The sequence below is a fragment of the Xanthocytophaga agilis genome (genome assembly GCF_030068605.1).
GTDB classification, from domain to species: Bacteria; Bacteroidota; Bacteroidia; order Cytophagales; family 172606-1; genus Xanthocytophaga; species Xanthocytophaga agilis.
Genome location: NZ_JASJOU010000001.1, coordinates 1,039,757 through 1,057,130, shown reverse-complemented (window position 1 = coordinate 1,057,130; position 17,374 = coordinate 1,039,757). Strand labels below are relative to the sequence as shown.

Annotated in this window: 15 protein-coding genes and 1 riboswitch; of the genes, 8 read left to right on the top strand and 7 right to left on the bottom strand. The window is 38.3% G+C overall.

Going from position 1 to position 17,374, the window contains the following annotated elements; genetic code table 11:
* The first annotated feature begins 34 nt into the window (after positions 1-34).
* Complete coding sequence (locus QNI22_RS04395) at positions 35-1,330, top strand: citrate synthase (RefSeq protein WP_314509414.1); 1,296 nt, start codon at positions 35-37, stop codon at positions 1,328-1,330.
* A 112-nt stretch (positions 1,331-1,442) separates the two neighbouring features.
* Positions 1,443-1,892 (top strand): thiol-disulfide oxidoreductase DCC family protein, encoded by a 450-nt coding sequence (locus QNI22_RS04390; RefSeq protein ID WP_314509413.1) that lies wholly within the window; start codon positions 1,443-1,445, stop codon positions 1,890-1,892.
* A 3-nt stretch (positions 1,893-1,895) separates the two neighbouring features.
* On the opposite strand, the gene QNI22_RS04385 is transcribed toward QNI22_RS04390, so the two are convergent.
* A complete protein-coding gene (locus QNI22_RS04385) occupies positions 1,896-3,410 on the bottom strand; it encodes an APC family permease (protein ID WP_314509412.1) in 1,515 nt (504 codons plus the stop codon).
* Positions 3,411-3,768: 358 nt separating this feature from the next.
* Here QNI22_RS04385 and QNI22_RS04380 point away from each other — a divergent pair, with 358 nt between their 5' ends.
* The gene (locus QNI22_RS04380) at positions 3,769-5,211 is read left to right on the top strand and encodes a hypothetical protein (RefSeq protein WP_314509410.1); all 1,443 of its coding nucleotides are present in this window, start codon (positions 3,769-3,771) and stop codon (positions 5,209-5,211) included.
* 1,058 nt (positions 5,212-6,269) lie between these two features.
* Here QNI22_RS04380 and tenA read toward each other — a convergent pair.
* From tenA to QNI22_RS04355, 5 genes are all read right to left on the bottom strand, one after another.
* Entirely contained in the window at positions 6,270-6,926 is a 657-nt protein-coding gene (tenA, locus tag QNI22_RS04375) for a thiaminase II (RefSeq protein ID WP_314509409.1), read from the bottom strand.
* 68 nt (positions 6,927-6,994) lie between these two features.
* A complete protein-coding gene (gene thiD, locus QNI22_RS04370) occupies positions 6,995-7,804 on the bottom strand; it encodes a bifunctional hydroxymethylpyrimidine kinase/phosphomethylpyrimidine kinase (protein ID WP_314509408.1) in 810 nt (269 codons plus the stop codon).
* Positions 7,801-8,424, bottom strand: a complete 624-nt coding sequence (gene thiE / locus QNI22_RS04365) for a thiamine phosphate synthase (protein WP_314509407.1) — start codon at positions 8,422-8,424, stop codon at positions 7,801-7,803. Before thiE ends, thiD begins: the two co-directional genes overlap by 4 nt.
* A gap of 88 nt (positions 8,425-8,512) precedes the next feature.
* The gene (gene thiM, locus QNI22_RS04360; protein ID WP_314509406.1) at positions 8,513-9,316 is read right to left on the bottom strand and encodes a hydroxyethylthiazole kinase; all 804 of its coding nucleotides are present in this window, start codon (positions 9,314-9,316) and stop codon (positions 8,513-8,515) included.
* Between the two features lie 44 nt (positions 9,317-9,360).
* A riboswitch (TPP riboswitch) is annotated at positions 9,361-9,458 on the bottom strand.
* Between the two features lie 52 nt (positions 9,459-9,510).
* On the bottom strand, positions 9,511-10,323 hold the full coding sequence (locus QNI22_RS04355) for a glutamine amidotransferase-related protein (protein ID WP_313984580.1): 813 nt from the start codon (positions 10,321-10,323) through the stop codon (positions 9,511-9,513).
* An 877-nt stretch (positions 10,324-11,200) separates the two neighbouring features.
* On the opposite strand from QNI22_RS04355, the gene lhgO reads away from it, so the two are divergent.
* The 5 genes from lhgO to QNI22_RS04330 all read left to right on the top strand — a co-directional run bounded on the left by lhgO (position 11,201) and on the right by QNI22_RS04330 (position 16,504).
* Positions 11,201-12,427: an L-2-hydroxyglutarate oxidase gene (lhgO, locus tag QNI22_RS04350; protein ID WP_313984578.1), complete on the top strand. Its 1,227-nt coding sequence runs from the start codon at positions 11,201-11,203 to the stop codon at positions 12,425-12,427.
* A gap of 144 nt (positions 12,428-12,571) precedes the next feature.
* Positions 12,572-13,354 carry a glucose-1-phosphate cytidylyltransferase gene (gene rfbF / locus QNI22_RS04345; RefSeq protein WP_313984576.1) on the top strand — a complete coding sequence of 261 codons (783 nt, stop codon included), beginning with the start codon at positions 12,572-12,574 and terminating at the stop codon, positions 13,352-13,354.
* 69 nt (positions 13,355-13,423) lie between these two features.
* Entirely contained in the window at positions 13,424-14,470 is a 1,047-nt protein-coding gene (locus QNI22_RS04340; protein ID WP_314509405.1) for an NAD-dependent epimerase/dehydratase family protein, read from the top strand.
* Positions 14,471-14,566: 96 nt separating this feature from the next.
* A complete protein-coding gene (gene rfbC / locus QNI22_RS04335) occupies positions 14,567-15,118 on the top strand; it encodes a dTDP-4-dehydrorhamnose 3,5-epimerase (RefSeq protein ID WP_314509404.1) in 552 nt (183 codons plus the stop codon).
* A gap of 51 nt (positions 15,119-15,169) precedes the next feature.
* Positions 15,170-16,504: an NAD(P)H-dependent oxidoreductase gene (locus QNI22_RS04330; RefSeq protein WP_314509403.1), complete on the top strand. Its 1,335-nt coding sequence runs from the start codon at positions 15,170-15,172 to the stop codon at positions 16,502-16,504.
* Between the two features lie 70 nt (positions 16,505-16,574).
* On the opposite strand, the gene QNI22_RS04325 is transcribed toward QNI22_RS04330, so the two are convergent.
* On the bottom strand, positions 16,575-17,081 hold the full coding sequence (locus QNI22_RS04325) for an ExbD/TolR family protein (protein WP_314509402.1): 507 nt from the start codon (positions 17,079-17,081) through the stop codon (positions 16,575-16,577).
* Between the last annotated feature and the right edge of the window lie 293 nt (positions 17,082-17,374).

Sequence of the window (17,374 nt, the reverse complement as noted above, 5' to 3'; positions counted from 1 at the left end):
GTTTTTCTTTTTAACTGCTTAGCTAAATACATTTATGTCAAACGTTGCAGAATTACACGTGAACGGCAGCACTTACCAACTCCCTGTAGTGGAAGGCTCTGAACACGAAAAAGCTCTGGATATTCAGAAACTCCGCGACCAAAGTGGATTTATTACGTTGGATAGTGGCTATAAAAATACTGGAGCTACTAAAAGTGCGATTACATTTCTGGATGGCGAGGAAGGAATTCTTCGGTATCGTGGATATCCTATTGAACAATTAGCCGAGCAATCTTCATTTCTGGAAGTAGCTTATCTGCTTATTTATGGTGAACTTCCCACCCAAAAAGAACTTGAGTCATTTACTAATGAGATCAAAGTTCATACACTAGTAAACGAAGATATGCGTAAGATCTTCGATGGATTTCCGGTAAATGCTCACCCAATGGGAATTTTATCAGCATTGGTTTGTTCTTTGACTGCGTTTTATCCGGAATCTATGGGAAGTGTCACAGCGGAACAAGAGCGGCTTTCGATTGTACGGCTTATGGCAAAGTTACCAACTATTGCTGCATGGGCTTACAAAAACCATATGGGACATCCTGTTAACTACCCTCAAAACCGGTTAAGCTATTGTGCAAACTTTATGCATATGATGTTTGCATTACCTGTAGAAGAGTATATAGTTAATCCTGTAATTGAAGACGCGCTTAATACACTTTTAATTCTACATGCAGATCACGAACAAAACTGTTCTACCTCAACAGTAAGACTGGTTGGTTCATCTCATGCAAGTCTATATTCTTCTATTTCTGCAGGTATCAATGCATTGTGGGGACCATTACATGGTGGTGCTAACCAGGAAGTAATTGAAATGCTGGAAGAGATTAAAGCAGATGGTGGTGATGTTAAAAAATATGTTGAAATGGCAAAAAATGCTAAGACAACAGGTTTCCGTCTATTCGGTTTTGGGCACAGAGTTTACAAAAACTTTGATCCAAGAGCTAAAATAATTAAAAAGGCTGCAGACAAAGTATTAAGTTCATTGGGTATTAATGATCCGGTTTTGGAAATTGCCAAACAGTTGGAAGAAGCAGCTTTAACAGATCCATACTTTGTTGAGCGCAAGTTGTATCCGAATGTTGATTTCTATTCCGGAATCATTTATCGTGCTTTGGGTATCCCAACCAACATGTTTACTGTTATGTTTGCGTTAGGCCGCTTACCGGGCTGGATTGCTCAATGGAAAGAAATGCGTGAAACCAAAGAACCAATAGGACGTCCACGTCAGGTGTATGTAGGTCATCCCAAGCGCGATTACCTTGACATCAACAGCAGATCAGCTAAATAATGCGATCATAAAACTAAAAACCTATAGAATACGTTACCTATAAAAAAGCGTAATAAGAGATCTCTTATTACGCTTTTTTATATTACAGGATTTTCATTTTACTTATTCTGCTATGGACTCGCTTGTAAAATCTGCTTCGACTGATATCTGCTCTCTAACTATTAATCAGGAAATACTTCTATTTGATGGAGTCTGTAATCTATGCAATGGAGCTGTTCAGTTTATTCTGGATCATGAAAAACCTAACTCACAGCTTACATTCACCTCTCTTCAATCTCAAACAGGACAAACGTTACTTCAAAAATTCAATTTGTCGACACAACAATTTGATTCCCTGGTGTTAGTGGTTGGCGAACGATTTTATACAGAATCCACAGCAGCTCTCAGACTAGCCCAAAAACTAAAGGGAATCTGGTCATGGCTTTACTGGCTAATTATAATTCCTAAACCTATACGCGACTGGGGATACAGACTAATTGCCAGAAACCGATACAAATGGTTCGGACAAAAGGAAAGCTGTATGATACCTACTCCTGAATTAAAAGCTCGTTTTCTGGACTAATACCTAATCATTTAGTTCAATCTTATTCAAATGGCTATTTTTGCGTCCGTAACCAAAATAAATAATCAATCCTAAAAGAAGCCATCCAATAGCCAACTGCTTTGATAAAGCACTCAATTGCCAGATTAATATCGTATTTAGGATCAATCCCAAAGGAGCTATGATATTGATGGCTGGAACTCTGAACGGACGTTCACGCTCTGGCTCACGTTTACGTAATAACCAGACAGCGATACATACAATGGCAAAGGCGAACAAAGTACCAAAACTGGTCATTTCTCCTAATACATCAATGGGTGTCAAAGCAGCAACCAAAGAGACAATCAACCCTACCAGTAAGGTGCTTTTCCAGGGAGTTTTGAATCTGGGATGAATCGAATGAAAAAATGAAGGCAATAAACCATCTTTTGACATACTAAGAAAAACCCGGGTTTGACCAAGCATCATCACCAACATCACAGAAATCAATCCGGCTGTGGCAGCAAATGTAATAATATATACAGCCCACGTTTGCCCAACTTTATCAAAAGCATAGGCTACTGGTGCTTTTAACGCTTCTCCCACTATTTCCTTGTAGTTGATCATTCCTGTCAGGACAATGGAAACCAGCAGGTAAAGAACTGTGCAAAAGATTAAGGATACAATGATAGCAAAAGGAATATCTTTCCTGGGATTAACGGCTTCACTGGCTTGAGTTGAAACCGCATCAAAACCTATGTATGCAAAGAAGATAGCAGATGCACCACTTACTATACCACCCCATCCATAGGCCTGACGTGGTGTACCATCTTCACCAGTAATAACAGTAGCTTCCGGTATAAATGGATGCCAGTTGCTGGGAACAACATAAAATATACCTACTATAATGACAAAAAGAACAGCAGTGACCTTCAAAACCACAATCAGATTGTTAGCGCCGGCAGCTTCTTTAATTCCTTTCACCAGAATATAGGTCACAACCCATACAATCAACAAAGCGGGTAAGTTCAGGGCAAACATCGGTTTTTCCAGTCCTGCCTGCTGAGCATATATATTGGCTGAAAAAGGATCATTCCGTAACCAAAACGGAATGTCAAACCCAAGAAGGTGAACGAGTTTTACAAAATAGCCAGACCAGCTCACAGCCACTGTCATAGCACCCATAGCATATTCAAGTACCAGGCCCCACCCAATAACCCAGGCAAATAGTTCGCCAACAGTCCCGTAAGCATACGCATAGGCAGAACCCTCAACTGGCAGCATGGAGGCAAATTCACTGTAACATAGAGCTGCAAACACACAGCCAATGCCTGCAATCACAAACGACAGAGCCAATGCCGGACCTGCATGATAGTGTGCCGCGGTTCCTGTAAAAACGAAGATACCTCCTCCAATTACAGCACCTATACCAATTGCCGTCAAGCTCCATTTGCCTAAAACTTTTCGTAATTCATTTTTCTTTATATCCTGTTCAAACAGATACAAAGGTTTCTTTCGAAAGAAACTTTTCTTTTGGGATGTTGAGATTTCTGTTTTCATACTATTTCTGAGGTAGGGTTTATAAATGGTGTTCAGAATACCATTGGTTACAATCGGATAGCTACACTCAAAAAACGTTATCTGTTCCCAACCTAACACAGAAACAGAAGGGAAACCGCAGGGAAAACAGAATATTTATCCGGATTACACATGATAGAGAAAAGTAGTAAAAACCTAAAAAACAGCTTATTATACAAGAAAAAACAGCATTAAACGTTTTCAGAATCACACGTAAACCCTGGCTGATATTTTATTTGGCTTTTTTCCTGATAGTTTTCAGTAGATTTGGAAAAATACACTAAATGCCTATTTTTTATTGACACATTACCTATCTATTGGTTTGACATTATAACGCCTTATGCCTGTTGTTAAAGTAAAAGAACTACCTGCTTACTATCACCTGCTGGATACTATCTGGCAAAAAAAATTCCATGTCTCTTTACGAGAGGATAAGAACCTCATTGAAAACAGAAAACAATTTCGTCAATACATTGCAAACAACTATGGATTATATACCGGCGAGTTTGATTCCAAAAGATTCGAAGATATTTTTAACGGCATCCGAAACACAGAATATTTTCCGGATGCTATTGCTGAAAGCTCTGTTCCAATCAGCAATTATCCTGGCATTGAATTATTAGAAGCCTACTGCTGTGAATATTACCAAATGCCTGTTGGTGGACTATCCGAATTTAAAGAAGGAGCCAAAAGTGGACGTACCTGGCACAAATTCCTTTCAGATTATTATACCATTCACCCATCTGCCACCAAACACTCAGAGCTTACACCCAAAGAATTTGTCCTTTTTGGGATTAACTTTTGTTCGATAAGGCAGGTGCTACTTCTTGCACTTTCAACTCTAAGTCTGGTCTTTGTGATAGGAGTAGTTCTATATTTTTGTATACAGGGTGGATATCTTTCTTTTTTGTCACCACCTGACCAAATCATAGAGACTCAACAGAAGGGATACTATCTTAGCCTTTCTATTGCCTCACTGATTCAAAGCCTGATCATTCTGGTATTGATCATGATTTACTATTATGATGAAGACCTGGGAGGAAAAAAGTATGTAGACAATCTAGCAAGCAGTATCATAAAGACGACACTGGAGCAGTTTCAGAGTGGGTGGATTGGAATATGGATTAGTTTGTTTTTTCTTTATTTATGGTTTGCCCTCAAATGGAGTATAGAGTCAGGCATGTTAGGAGATATAGAAATAGCTCAGTTACAAGGTAATGCAGCCGTTCTTGACAATCTTAAAAACCATTATCTTCAATTCAAAGGAATATCCTGGATTGTTGCAGACTTGCTGAATCTGATTGGCCCGGTCTTATACTTTTATCTTTATTTTATTCTGGATACCGAAAGTATAGCAACAGAACAACATCCTTCTCGTAATCAATTCTTTCTGTCGGTTATGAAAGTAATTCTGATCGTATCTGTTCTTTTGTTTATACTATCTCTATGCGACAGATTAGTATATCTGGGAGACTTTCAAAATCTGCCTACCCTGATCTATTCATTATTTACCTCAATTGCCATGTCTATGTTTTTTGGCAAACTCAGTTCACATTTCTTCAATACATCACCATCTGCCAGAGTTTTCTTTATTCCTCTATTTTATCTATATGCAGCCTTACAGGCTGTGTATGGTATGCTGGGCTTTAAGAATGTACATATTTCTGTTTCATTAATTACGATGGTATTTGTATTAAAGATCATCTTGTTCTTTTATATCAGCAAGCTTATTACCAAAAGAAAGGTTGATATGTACCTAACCAAGATACTAGATCGGGAATGATACGATCCAAGCAATTGATATGAATTAAGCAGTTTAGCTTAATTATCCAAAAACATAATACCCACAAAACGGATAACATTATCCAGTATAACGAAAAAATTAATTTGGATAACAACTTAAAACAACTCGATTCTGGCACATTGTTATTGCCGACTCTAACGTATTGACACACTAGATAAACTTTTTGCATCTATCTGGATAAATAAATTGAGTTCAAAACTACCAGGTGTCCACCACCTCGCCTGGCATTGTTGAAGACTGCTAGACCTCCCCTATTACCCTCTTTGCGCATAGTTCACTGCATTCCGTTTTTTAGTCACAGATTAAAAAGATAGCATTATGGGCGATTGGCGGCTTACTTACAATATCGGATATATCTCAAACCAGGTTTGTGGGAAGCTAGGCACACTCATGAGGCAGTCACGACCACACCAAAGACCGATATGGTGTAGGTTAGACCTTACATAGTTCAGATGGGCATTTTGGTAGGTAATTGATTTTGTTTGGTTCAGAAGATGCCTGACCTTTTATTTTTTCAATCCGTACCATCCATGATTCAGATAATTGTGTTTTTAGCACTTCAAACTGTACTTTCTCTCTTTTGGGGTAAGACGGGGTAGGATGTGGGCAATATCTGGGGTAAGATTAAGGACCTGACAATGAGGCGGGGTAAGAGAGGTAAGATTCTCTCTATATTATATATATAAATATTCTATTCTATTTATAGTATATATAGCTCTCTGTTTCCTCTTTTTTCTGTATCTTCTGGAAGTGTTTCAGGCCAAAAAAACGACCCATCTCACCCCGTCTCATTGTCAGGTAGTTACATCTATCCCCAATCCTTCCCCTATCTTTCCACGTTTACCCCGCTTCTTGTAGAAAGCATCTTTCCTTGACCCAATACCCCCATAACGTTTGGTTTTATTACTTCACTGGATGGCTTTAGGCCACGTAAGAATTGCTTCTGTAATCTATGTCCTTACTGCTTCACAAGATCCCTCCAAAATCACCTATTCAACCTTTTGTGGCAGGAGTCTTTTTAACAAGCTCAGAAGACCTCAGACAGGCTTCCAGGCATTGAGTACATAGGCATCATTCCAGAAGGTCCATTCCATTCTACAGGAGAACCTGAAAACCTCCTGCATTTGGGCTCTGAGGCTATCTGTTGTTTGAGCTGCCAAAGTATTGGTAATTTCCAGCATTTGGGTAACCAGGGTATCAAATTCATCTCCGGCATAGGTATCAATCCATTGCTGATAAGGATTAGGAGTAGCAGCATGTTTCAGTATATACTTTCCCACTTCCCGGTAAATCCAGAAACAAGGCAGTACGGCGGCTACTCCAACTTCCAATGGCTGAATAGCAGTAGTGGATACTAAGAAATGAGTATAGGCAAAGCACCCAGGCATCTTTTCCGGTCCCCCTGTAATGTTATATAAACGAAAATAATTTTCGTGTAAGGCTTTTTCTACGATTACTGCCCCCTGAGCAAACTGAAGGAATTGTAACATGTGCGACTGATCAGTAGCTTTAACAGCCAAAAGAGCTAAAGCTTTGCCAAAATCAGCCAGATACAGAGCATCCTGCTGGATATAATACCGAAACTTCTCCTCCGGCAAACAACCATCAGATAACTGTTGGATAAAATCAGTATTAGTTATAAAGTTGTAAATATCCAGATTATTATTCCAAAGACTTTCCGAAAAGGTACTCATATAAAACTAAGAGAATAAAAGAGTTTACTATGAAGCATGTGAGAGAACTTCAATAGCTAAAAATTATTTTATGACCAGTATGAAAAGAAATGATGCACCGGACCATGTCCTGATCCGAGTGTATATTCAGCACCCGCTTTCAATGCATTTGTCAGATATTCCTTAGCTGCAACAACAGCCTCAGATACAGACAATCCGTTTGCCAGCCCAGCTGCAATCGCAGACGAAAGAGTACAGCCCGTCCCATGAGAATTAACAGTATGGACACGTTCCGAGGTAAGCGTGCTTAACTGGTCAGTTTGTGCATGATATAAAATATCAACACTTTCATTACCTTCCAGATGTCCGCCTTTCAATAAAATATATCCCTGAGTTAACTGAGCCAGTTCAATAACCGACTCTTTCATTTCTGTTATATCCTGAATATTCTTACCTGTCAATACAGCAGCTTCGGGTAAGTTGGGAGTAATAACAGTTGCGATAGGAAGTAAATATCTTTTTAGGCTTTCAATCGCCTCATCCTGTAGTAGCTTGTCACCACTTTTAGCAACCATAACAGGGTCCAGCACAATATTTCTAACTCGGTATCCCTGTAACGTTTCGGCAATCGCTTCAATAATATCGGCACGATGAATCATTCCTATTTTCACAGCATCTGTACCAATATCTGTCAAAACGGCTTCCAGTTGTGCAACAACAAAATCAGCAGATACAGAAGAGATAGCACTTACTGATTGGGTATTTTGAGCAGTTAATGCAGTGATAACAGACATCCCATAACACCCCAATGCAGCAAACGTTTTCAAATCAGCCTGAATGCCTGCACCTCCTCCACTGTCTGAACCAGCAATTGTCAATACACGTTTATAGATTTTCATGCGTTTTCGATAAGTTGAATTAAAGTTCGTGTTGCATCATACGGAGACGCGGTTCCACAAATGGCAGAGACAACGGCAACTCCAGTTACTCCCGTTTGGATAACTTGTTGAATATTTGTCTGATTAATCCCCCCAATAGCGTATGTACTATGTTTGGTTTGTGTACACAAACTTCTTAACCCCTCAACGCCAAGTTCAGAGGTTGTGTCCAGTTTTGTAGTTGTCGAAAAGATAGACGCAATCCCTACATAATCTACATCCAGAGCATTGGCAGTAGTTAGCTCAGGCAGATTATTAACAGACAAACCAATAATTTTTGTATAGCCCATTAGTTCTCTTGCCTGGGTATAAGACATATCGTCTTGTCCAATATGTACTCCATCTGCATCAACTGCCACAGCAACCTCTACTCGATCATTGATGATCAATTTAGCATTATACATTTGGGTAATAGCCAACACCTTATGAGCCAAGGCAATAAAATCTTCTATTGACAGATCTTTTTCCCGTAACTGAACCCAATTTACACCAGCCTTACACGCTTGCTCGACCACATATTCAACATTGTGTCCTGCCTGTTGACAAATAAGACTATCTGTCACTAAATATAATTTTGACATACTTTATTCTCCCCTGGCTATACGATAAGAGTACCCAAATAGTAAGTTAACATAATAATTGATATAACCACAGGAATACCTTTCCTATTTATGATGTTACTTGCAAACGATACAGAATATCGTCTCCTGTTAACTTATGCAGCGTATCTAAGAAATTAACCTGAAGACTGCCAGGATATGGATTTTTCTCTGCTGCGATTTCCCCACTTATTCCCATAACAGCCATTGCATGAGCAGCAGCTTCAAAGTAATTTGGATTAACAGCTACAAATGCCCCAATCAATGCAGTAGCAGTGCATCCCATTCCAGTCACCTTAGACATAAGGGGATGTCCGTTAGCGGTTGATACCATATTATCCTGATGTATAATAAAATCAGTCGCTCCACTGATAACCACTGTAGAGTTATACTTCTTGCTTAAAAAATACGCAGCATTCAGAGCAGATTCAGACCCATAGATGCTATCCACACCTTTTGTTTGAGCATCCAATCCGGCTAGAGCCATTATTTCTGAAGCGTTTCCACGAATGACAGAAGGTGGTGTAGCTTGGATTAATTGAGTGCTGATTTTATTCCGATAAGACGTAGCCCCCACTCCTACCGGATCAAATACGATGGGCTTGTTGAGTTTATGTGCCTGTTTCATTGCCAATTCCATTCCACCCACAAAATTTGTATCCAGTGTACCTATATTAACAACCAATGCCTGTGAAATGGAAACAAACTCTTCCACTTCTTCTGTTGCATGCACCATCGCTGGAGATGCACCTATTGCCAGTAAAGCATTGGCAGTAGTATTCATAACCACAAAGTTGGTAATATTATGTATTAAAGGTTGGGCAGATCGAATGGCCTGGATATCACGCCAGATTTGATGCGGATTGAGTTGCATGTTATTCCGTTTATTTGTCCAAAATAACAACTCAGGGGATGACAAAACCGCATCCAACTTTTTCCTACGACCGTATGAACAGTATCAGGTTGTGAGGGTTTGATCTCAGTCAGTAAAAATACTGACACCCCTAAAGTTGACAATGCCAAAAGTAAGCGAAACGAATGGAAATACAAATATTTCCTCAGATCATATCACAATTCTATAGAATGAGGAAGGGCTATTCGTAAAAATGTAGGTAGGATTGTCTGATAAGTAAATGCTATTTTATCCGGATCTGCTAGATAACGTATCATTTCATGATACTTATCAATTCCATAGTTGGCAATAATAATCTCTCTTTTATCTTTTGTATCCAGGTGACGCAACATACCAGCCGCATCAATCTCAGGGTGAAATTGCGTTCCAAAGAAAGCTTCATCGAAACGAATAGCCATTACAGCCCGCTCCAGATCAATAAGAGGTCTTAGCTTTTCATAACAGAGAATCTGCCCACCCCACTCTTTCAGTTTTATTTCATTAATCTGTGTTACTTGCCAGTCTCGGCTATCTACCACCCAAAATGGATCATCCAGATTTTCAAAGTATAATTCCTGAAGTCCATGAACAGTACGATGCACAGGAAAAATACCGAAGGCATGTGATTTACGCTGAGTGAGAACACCTAATTCAAAATATCGACAGAAAATCTGAAAGGAATGGCTTATCAGAAAAACGTATTTTTTATGTTCAGGAAATCTTCTGTTGTAATCACGAAGGTTATTCATCAATTCAAAAAACAAAAGCTCCCATTCTGTCCCTTCACTTTCAACAGGACTACCTGGACCACCTGTAGAAATATACAGATCATAACTCAGATCAGGTATTTCGTTTTTCTGTCTTACATCAAAAATAGTAAAAGAAACATCTACAGTAGTAGTTTGAGCAAAAGATAACATTAATTCTTTTATACACCGTATTCCTTCATTGGCTGATCCATCATACAAATCCAGAATAGCAATTCTCATATCTTTCATTATTTTTTACTTACTATAGAATATTATCAAGACAGAACTATTTGCAAATAAACACATAGTCAGAAAAAAAGCTTCTCAAAAGCGACAAAAATATAACATAAGTACAACTATTCCATGTAAATAACGATTCTATTTGTATAACACTGTATCGAAAATCTTTACCATCCTAACGAATCCTATTATTATCCATTACTTATCCATATATTATCCAAAAATTAATTAAAATTAACACTTAACATAATTATAACTATAACCACAGAAAAAGTTTTCACGTGAAAAGCTTTAAACAAACGAATAAACTAGTAATCAATAGCTTACAGCGAAAACACGTTGTACCGACACAACATAAAACTCTAGCAGAGTTATTATAGAAATGTAGAGATGGCAGACAAAGTAACTAATGAAATATCGCTACCAGTTAATGAGTACACTGGTAGCCAAAACATAGAAGACTCTATGAAAACTTGCAAGTCTCATTTTTCCAAAAACAAGATTTTTTTGAGGCAGCGTTTACTATTTTTTCAGGAAATTCACTCTCTGTTTACTCCAGATAAATCAAATAATAAATAAAAATAATACAATAAAAAAATAATATAAACAGACAAAACAAAAAAAATATGACTGAAAAACAAATACTTACTTATTCATAGTCATTACTCATGTTTACATATAAAGCCATTATACAACTAAAGAAAAGTAAAACGCCATAAATTACATTTCAATTGCTACCCGTATGAATACTTGTAATTATCATACATAGTAGTAAATTCGGACTTGTAAAAATTCATTTGGATACTGGCTTATAAAGTTGCGTGGTTGTACCTCGGACTATATCCAACCAGCATAGAAACAATTAATTTACTATACGATGAAATATGACATTCTTGTTGTAGGAGGAGGAATTGTAGGATTAGCTACAGCACTTCGTCTAAAGAAAAACAAACCTGACCTAAAAATTATTCTTCTTGAAAAAGAAAAGCAATTAGCCAAACATCAGACAGGTAATAATAGTGGGGTGATCCATTCGGGCATCTACTATAAACCTGGTAGTCTAAAAGCTACTAATTGTATCAATGGGTACAATGAACTACTTGAGTTCTGCAGAGAGAATGATATAAAATTTGACCTGTGTGGCAAGATTATAGTAGCAACAAGCCAGGAAGAACTTCCTGCACTGGAAAATATCTATAATCGCGGTATTCAAAACGGACTTACAGATATCCGAAAAATTTCACAGGCAGAGATTCGGGAACATGAACCACACTGTAGTGGCATTTCTGGAATCTGGGTTCCTTACACAGGCATCATTGACTATACAGACGTATCTTATAAATATGCAGAAGTTTTCAAAAAGCTAGGAGGCGAAATTCTGCATGAACAAAAAGTACTGGATATTAAACCTGGAAGCACTTCAACAGAAGTAATTACAGATAAACAAACCTTTGAGACTAAGTTGGTTATCAACTGTGCTGGCCTATTCTCTGACAAGATTGCAGCTCTCACTCACAAAAATATCAATGTCCGGATTATCCCCTTCCGAGGAGAGTATTACGAAATAAAGAAAGAGAAAGAATACCTGGTGAAAGGACTTATCTATCCTGTTCCTGATCCTAATTTCCCATTCCTAGGAGTTCACTTCACACGTATGGTCAAAGGTGGTGTTGAAGCTGGTCCGAATGCTGTATTTTCATTTAAACGCGAAGGGTATAAAAAAACAGATTTTAACTGGAGCGATTTTTCAGAGTCTATTGCCTGGCCAGGATTCCGTAAAGTAGCAGCCAAATACTGGCGTACCGGTTTGGGAGAATATTATCGTTCTTTTTCCAAAGCAGCTTTTACTAAAGCACTCCAAAAACTTATCCCTGAAATTCAGGAAAATGATCTCATTCCAGGAAATGCGGGAGTACGGGCACAAGCTTGCGACCGAACAGGTGGTTTGATCGATGATTTCATGATTTTAGAAGATAAGCATATCATAAATGTTTGTAATGCCCCCTCTCCTGCTGCCACGTCCTCTCTTTCGATAGGAAAAACAGTCGCAGAAATGGCTTTGCAACGGTTTAATTCTGAGAAAAAAGAGATCGTCCTTAATTAATATACTATTGGTTACTGTACTAGTAAAATCTTTTCCTCTGGCTGTGAAGTTGGTAAGTAGAAGATTAGGGGAATTGTACGACTTTTTTTGAATTTATTTTAGTTTTTTCATAAACCCCTACCTCATCTTTACAACTATTCCCTTATGAAAGCAGTTATTTTTGCTGGTGGATTTGGTACTCGTATCAGCGAAGAAAGTGGTATCCGTCCAAAACCTATGGTTGAAATTGGTGGCAAACCTATTCTTTGGCACATTCTTAAAATTTATTCACACCATGGAATTAATGATTTTGTAATTTGCTGCGGATACAAGCAACATATTATAAAAGATTATTTTGCAGATTATTATCTGTTAAACTCTGATGTTACCTTTGACCTGCGTACCAATACTATGTCTATTCATAGAACTCCCAAAGAGTCATGGAAGGTTACATTAGTAGATACAGGAGAAGACACAATGACAGGAGGTCGTTTGAAACGGGTGGAAGAATATGTAGGTAATAGTAGTTTTTGTCTTACCTATGGTGATGGTGTAAGTAATGTAAATATCACTGAACTGGTTGAATATCATAAGAAAGGAAACAAACTAGCTACATTAACAGCTGTTCAGCAACCTGGTCGTTTTGGTGCATTTACACTAACAGATGAAGACACCTCTATTCACTCATTTAAAGAAAAACCAACAGGTGATGGTGGTGCTCCATGGATCAATGGCGGTTTCTTTGTATTGGAACCCGGCATCTTTAAGTATCTGAAAGATGATACAACAATCTGGGAACGTGAGCCTATGGAAAAATTAGCAGAAGATGGTCAGCTGCAAGCTTATCGCCATACAGGATTCTGGCAACCAATGGATACACTTCGTGATAAAGTCGTACTGGAAGAAATGTGGCATCAGAAGAAAGCTCCCTGGAAAGTGTGGCAATAGTTGTCTATTATATATAGCAATTCATAATACCTGTTCAATCATTCAAATCTTACTAACAATCTACTTTACATGAAAATCCTCATTACTGGAAATATGGGCTATGTAGGTCCTGGAGTAGTAGCACATCTACGTAGTGTATTTCCTCAAGCGACATTGATTGGATATGATATGGCATACTTTGCCAATTGTTTAACCAATGCCGATTTCCTACCTGAAAGCAAACTGGATGAACAATTATTTGGTGATATCCGTAACGTTCCGGCTTCTATTCTGGAAGGTGTAGATGCGGTTGTCCATTTGGCAGCAGTTTCTAACGATCCAATGGGCAACAAATATGAAGAGGTAACGATTGATGTAAACCATAAATCGAGCATTGCGCTGGCTGAAAAAGCAAAAGCAGCAGGTGTTAAATCATTTATATTTGCATCTAGTTGCAGTGTATATGGTGCAGGTGGAGAAGGTGCGAAAACAGAAGATTCTGAATTAAATCCGTTAACAGCCTATGCTCGTTCTAAAATATTCACAGAACGTGATCTTAAACCACTAGCAGACAGTAGCTTTACAATTACTTGCCTACGTTTTGCAACAGCATGTGGTATGAGTAATCGTCTTCGTTTGGACTTAGTTTTAAATGATTTTGTTGCAGGTGCTGTAACTTCTAAACAAATCACGATACTAAGTGATGGTACACCATGGAGACCGTTGATCAACGTGAAAGATATGGCAATTGCTATTGAATGGGCTATTGAACGTCCAGCTTCCAATGGAGGTGAATTTTTAGCAATTAATACAGGAAGTAATGTCTGGAATTATCAGGTAAAAGAAATTGCAGAAGCAGTAGCTCAGATTATTCCTGGTACTCAGGTGTCTATAAATCAGGAAGCACCTCCGGACAAACGTTCTTATCGTGTAAATTTTGACTTGTATGCAAAGTTGGCACCAAATCACCAGGTAAAAAGAACATTGATAGACACCATTGAGGAACTGAAAGAAAATCTGGAAGCAATGGGCTTTGCAGATGGCAACTTCCGTAACTCTCAACTAATGCGCTTAAAAGTACTGAACACACTTCAGGACAAGCAATTAATTGACAGTCAACTTGTCTGGGCAAAATAATTGGAACACCGCAGCGAGTTTTATATTCTTCAGATGTAAAACTCCCTGTATCTGTACTCTAAAGCAAACCAACTTATAAACCAACTTACACAGCTAATGATATTCACAGAAACAGAACTTAAAGGAGCCTTTATTTTAGAAATCAAGAAATTAGAGGACGAACGTGGTTTTTTTGGCCGTTCATGGTGTAAACGCGAAATGGAAGAACATGGATTGAACGGTAATGTAGTACAAACCAATGTTTCCTATAATAAAGTAAAAGGTACTTTTCGGGGAATGCACTTTCAACGGTCTCCTCATCAGGAAACAAAACTGGTACGTTGTACAAAAGGAGCTATTCTAGATGTGATTATTGATCTTCGTCCGTCTTCTCCTACCTACAAAAAGTGGATTGCAGTAGAACTAACTGAGAAAAACCACAAAATGTTATACGTACCAGAAGACTTTGCACATGGTTTTGTAACATTGGAAGATGAAACAGAAGTAACGTATCAGGTTACTCAATTCTATACACCTGGTGCTGAAGGAGGTCTTCGCTGGAATGATCCGGCATTTGGCATCCAATTGCCTATAACTCCAACAGTTATTTCAGCCAAAGATGCTGCATGGGCTGATTATAATGAAACTATTCTAGCTCCAGTAGGATAAGTAAGTCTTTAAGAAATCAAGTGTAATGTCTTAACCATAAAAATTCTCTATATGATTATTGTTGATAGTGCATTAGAAAAAAGACATAGCGAAGGGAAGCCTATTCGGGTAGCTATGGTAGGAGCCGGATTTATGGCCAGAGGTATTGCTTTGCAAATCTGCCAGTTTGTAAAAGGAATGGAGCTGGTAGCTATTTCCAACCGTACACTGGAAACTGCCAAACGAGCTTATCGTGAGGCAGGAATTGCTGAATCTGATATTGTAGAAGTAGGTACTACTGCTCAGTTGGAAGAAGCAATATCCCGCAAAAAGTTTTCAGTAACAGACAACCCATTTCTTTTATGTGAAGCAGGTCAGGTAGATGCGGTGATGGAAGTAACTGGTCATATTGAATATGGTGCACGGGTTGTAATGCATGCTATCAAAAACGGCAAGCATGTCATTTTGATGAATGCGGAAGTTGATGGAACAATCGGTTCTATTCTGAAAACATATGCAGACAAAGCAGGTGTTGTTTATACAGTAGCAGATGGAGATCAGCCAGGTGTAATTATGAACCTTTATCGGTTTGTAAAAGGAATTGGTGTACGTCCCGTACTTTTGGGTAATATCAAAGGGCTACATGATCCTTACAGGAATCCTACAACACAAAAAGGGTTTGCAGAAAAATGGGGACAGAATCCGGCAATGGTAACTTCATTTGCGGATGGTACCAAAATCTCATATGAACAAGCTTGTGTTGCCAATGCAACAGGAATGAAAGTAGGCAAACGAGGTATGTTTGGTCCAACAATGGAAGCAGGAACTCCTATTGAGAAAACCACCAAACTATTCCCTGAATTATATGATCTGGATGAGTGGCTGGCTGGTCCTGGAATTGTAGATTATGTAGTTGGTGCAGCTCCGGGTCCGGGCGTTTTTGTTTTGGGTACACACGAACACCCAACCATGCGTCATTACCTGAATTTGTACAAGTTAGGAGAAGGACCACTTTACTGCTTCTATACTCCATATCACTTGTGCCATTTTGAAATTCACAATACAGTGGCACGGGCTGTACTTTTCAATGATGCAAATCTTGCTCCTATTGGCACACCAACAGTAGAAGTTGTAACTACAGCTAAAATAGATTTGAAATCTGGAGAAAAGTTAGATGGACTAGGAGAATATATGACATATGGCTTAGCTGAAAATTATGATATAGCTCGTGCGGAAAATCTATTGCCGATTGGTCTTGCAGAAGGTGCTATTTTGAAAACAGACCTTCCAAAAGATAAGGTTCTTACTTTTGATGATGTGATTTTACCAGAAGGTTTACTGAGTGTTGAACTTTATAAAGAACAACTAGCCAAGTTCCCTCCTGCTTCTATCAAAGTAACAGCATAGAATATAGATTACTTTTTATAAAACGGATGTGCCCTTAGTATAAGTTGCACATCCGTTTTTTTATTTACATCTACCGGATATTATGTTTCGCTTTGTATTGATCAATCAATGCAACCTCCTGTGGGTATAATTTCTGAACAGCATACACCTTTACATTGGTAATTGTCATCTCATCCAACACATCCACAACATTCTGATAAGATGCCTGTTCTGTTGGCTTGATAATAAAGATGGCATCTTTGTGGATTGCAGCTCCTTTCTTGACCATTTCAAGCGCTAGTTTGCGCAAACCGCTGGCAGAGTAATCGGTTTTGAAAACCTGAGGATCCTCTGCACCCTGATAGTAATACAACTGATTATTTTTATCAAGGACCAAGGTTGTAGTAACTTTATCCATAACGGCAGCCTCTTTATCTTTAGATTTTTCTGGCATGGTCAACTTCATTATTTTTGGTTTTAGGAAAGTAGTAGTTAACATAAAAAAAGTTACAAGTAAAAAAGCCAGATCAACCATTGGGGTCATATCAATCCGAACGGATTTCATACGGGAATTTTTAGTACTGGATATCTCTGCCATAAAATTGAGAATTGATAGTGAGTAATCGTTTCAAATACATTCTACAGCATGGATGCAAAAAAATATTCATTTCCATAAATAGTTTTATTTTTTCTTTTTGTTGAGGAATTATAGAAAAAAAATATCTATTCATCCATTATTTGTCGAATATTTGACCGAACAGTCGATAAAAAAGACCTACGTGTATAATAGGGCTGAAAAAGTCTACTATTTATCTTTTCTTTGTTAAGCGTTGGCATCAAGAAACGCTTTTTTAGTCATTTTGCTTTAGAGGCTAAAATAGAAAAGACGCA